This is a genomic window from Rhodococcus sp. NPDC059968 (assembly GCF_042738615.1).
Classification (GTDB): Bacteria; Actinomycetota; Actinomycetes; order Mycobacteriales; family Mycobacteriaceae; genus Rhodococcus_F.
In genome coordinates this window covers 1-3,333 of record NZ_JBHWUE010000230.1, presented here as the reverse complement: position 1 = coordinate 3,333, position 3,333 = coordinate 1, and the positions used below count along the sequence as shown (strand labels likewise).

Sequence of the window (3,333 nt, the reverse complement as noted above, 5' to 3'; positions counted from 1 at the left end):
CACCACCGCGACCGCCCCCGGATCCATCTCCACCGCAGCCGCCAACAACTCCGGCAACACCCGCCCCGGCACGGCTGGGCCGCCCGACACCGGCGTCAACTCGCGGTGTTCGGCCGGGGAGAGCAGATCCAGGCGGGTCAGTGGCAGATCCGGATCGGCGACGACGGTGTCGAGCACACGCAGGACCCGGTGCAGTGTCTCCTCCATCACGTCGTGGTCGAAGAGTTCGGGCAGGTACTTGATCCTCAGGTGCAGCGCGGTGTCGACGTCTGCAACCAGTCCAATCGGGTAGTGCGCGGAATCAGTGCCGCTCACGTCGACCACTCGCATGCCGGCGATGTCGGTCTCCGCGGTGAGTCCTCCGCGGTCGACCGGGTAGGACTCGACGACCGTCATCGTGTCGAAGACCGCTCCCGGCCCGGCGACGCGCTGGACCTCGGTCAGGCCCACGTAGTGATGATCGAGCAGTCCGGCCTGCTCCGCCTGGACCCGGTCGAGCAGTTGCCCCAGGCTCTCGGCGGTATCCAGGCGGACCCGCACCGGCAGTGTGTTGACGAACAGCCCGACCATCGACTCGATGCCCGCGATCTGCGGAGGACGCCCGGAGACCGTGGCACCGAACGTGACATCCTCGCGGGAGAGCAATGCGCCCAGCACGATCGCCCACGACGCCTGGATCACGGTGTTGAGGGTGATTCCCCGGGCCCGCGCGAAGCCTGTCAGCGCCGCGGTCTGTTCCTCGGTCAGTTCGCCGAGCACATCCCGTGATTCGGTGTATCGACGGCCGGGTTCGGCCGGGGCCACCAGGGTCGGCTCGTCGACGCCGTCGAACGCCCGGGCCCAGGCCTCGAGCGACGCGGTCGTGTCCTGCCCGACGATCCACGCCAGGAAGTCCCGATAGGGACGGACACGAGGCAGCATCGCGGCGTCGCCGTCGGTGGCATAGAGCACCAGCAACTCCGTCAGCAGCAGCGGCGTCGACCAGCCATCGAGCAGCAGGTGATGATTGGTCAGCACCAGCCGGTAACGCTCCGGTCCGGTGGTGACCAGCATCCAGCGCAGCAGCGGAGCACGAGCCGGATCGAACCGGGTCGCCCGGTCCACGGCCATCACCCTGGTCATCGCGCTGCGTTGTGCATCCTCGTCCAACCCGGACAGATCGAGCTCCGACCATTGGGCCGCAACATGGTCGTGAACCACCTGGACCGGCCCGGCGTTGGTGTCGGGGACGAAGGCGGTTCGCAGGTTTGCGTGCCGATCGAGCAACACCTGCCCTGCGCGGCGCAAGCGCTCCGGATCGACGTCCCCACGCAGCTCGAGGACCAACTGCACCACGTAGGCATCCACCGACTCCTCCGACACCAGCGCGTGGAACAGTAACCCCTCCTGCAGCGGCGAGAGCGGCCACACGTCACTCAACGCCGGATACCGGTCCTCGAGTCGCTCGATCTCGGACTGCCCGAGCCTGATCAGATCCACATCCGACGGCGTCCGCCCCCCGGCCCCGGCAGTGCGGGCATGCGTGGTCAACGCGCTCAACACCCGGCACCACGACTCTGCGATCTCGCGCACCTCCGCGGCGGTGAGCACCCCGGTGGGGAAGGACCAGATTGCCCGTAGCCTCGGTCGGCCCCCGTCGTCGAGGGTGAGGGCGTTGATGTCGAGCACCGCCGGCACCGGCATATCCGGATTCTGCGCACCGGCGAGGTTGCCGGCATCGTCGACAGGGACCCAAGCGGCCTCAGTCGCGCTGTCGGGAATCCCGGCGGTGACCCTGCCGAGGTAGTTGAACGCGATCTGCGGTGCCGGCAGAGTCCGGAGTATCGGTCCGGTGTCCTCGTTGAGATACCGCAGCAGGCCGTAGCCGATCCCGTGGTCCGGCACCGCGAGGAGCTGTTCCTTGACGGACTTGACCAGCGCACCGGCAGCCGGCCCACCCGCGCACGCGTCGTCCAGATCAATTCCCGACAGATCAAGGCGCATCGGAAAACTCGTGGAGAACCAGCCCACGGTGCGGGCCAGATCCGAACCTGGGACGGTGTCTTCTTGGCGCCCGTGCCCTTCCAGACCGATCACCACCTCCGCGAGAGGTCCGCCGGAGGCCTCCGTCGCCTGCTCGCGCCGCCACTTCGTCACCGCGACCGCCAGCGCGGCCAGCAGACCGTCGCCCACACTGCCGTGGAACACCTCGGGGACTGTGGTCAACAGCGCTTCGGTCACGTCCGGGGGCACGTCGACCTCGATGGTGCGGGCTGTGGCAGCCACGTCGATCGCGGGGTCGAGTGGCCTCGACCCGATCACCGGATCGTTCCCGCCGGCCATCGCTTGCCACACTTCGAGCTCGGCGACCCGCTCCGGCCGATGCGCCGCCTCGACCAGCCCGTGCGCCCACCTGCGCATCGACGTCCCGACCGGGGGCAGGTCGGGTGGCTCGCCGGACTCGATCCGGGACCACGCGGTCGCGAGGTCCGGCACCAGCACCCGCCAGGACACCCCGTCGATCGCCGAATGATGCACCGCCACCAGCACCCGGCCCGAAGCTGCCACGTCCACCGGATCGAACCAGACCACCTGAACCAAGATCCCGGCGGCCGGATTCAGCCGGTCCGCGGCGGCATCCAACTCTGCCGCCGCCACCTCGTGGAACTCCGCGCCTCCCGGCCGCACCTCCAACGGCACCCGACGAATCAGCTCGCCAGCCGGAATCACACCGCTCGGCAACACCTTCCACGTCCACCCATCGGCGGCCGGGCACAGCCGCGCGCGCAGCATGTCATGCCGGTCGAGCACCGCTTGCACCGTGCCCGCCAGCGTCTGCCGGTCGATGCCCGCCGGCAGACCCAGCATCACGGCCTGAGAGAAGCGACCGAACCCCGACTCGCCACGTTCGAGCAGCCACCGCATGATCGGCGTCAACGGAACCTCACCGACACCGCCCCCGGCAAACTCCTCCAACGTCGCCGCCTCCGGCCCTCCGCCGAGGACGGCGACCTGCGCCAAGCCGGCCACCGACCGGCGCTCGAAGACATCCCGCGGCGAGAACACCAGTCCCGTGGCCTTCGCGCGTGCCACCAACTGGATGGACATGATGCTGTCGCCGCCGAGCGCGAAAAACGAATCCTCCACGCCCACCGATTCGAGCCCGAGCACGTCCGCGAACAGTCCCGCCAACGCCATCTCCACCTCGGTGACCGGTGCCCGGAATTGTCCTCGGCCGGTGCTGAAGTCGGGCGCAGGCAATGCAGCGCGGTCGAGTTTGCCGTTCGCCGTGAGGGGCAGGGCATCGAGGACCATCACGGTCGCGGGCACCATGTGCGGGGCCAACCGCTCGCC

Annotated in this window: 1 protein-coding gene; it reads right to left on the bottom strand. The window is 69.1% G+C overall.

Translation table 11 applies throughout. From position 1 onward, the window contains the following. A partial coding sequence (locus ACFWAY_RS53290) for a condensation domain-containing protein (protein WP_378516473.1) occupies positions 1 to 3,333 on the bottom strand: 3,333 nt, incomplete at both ends.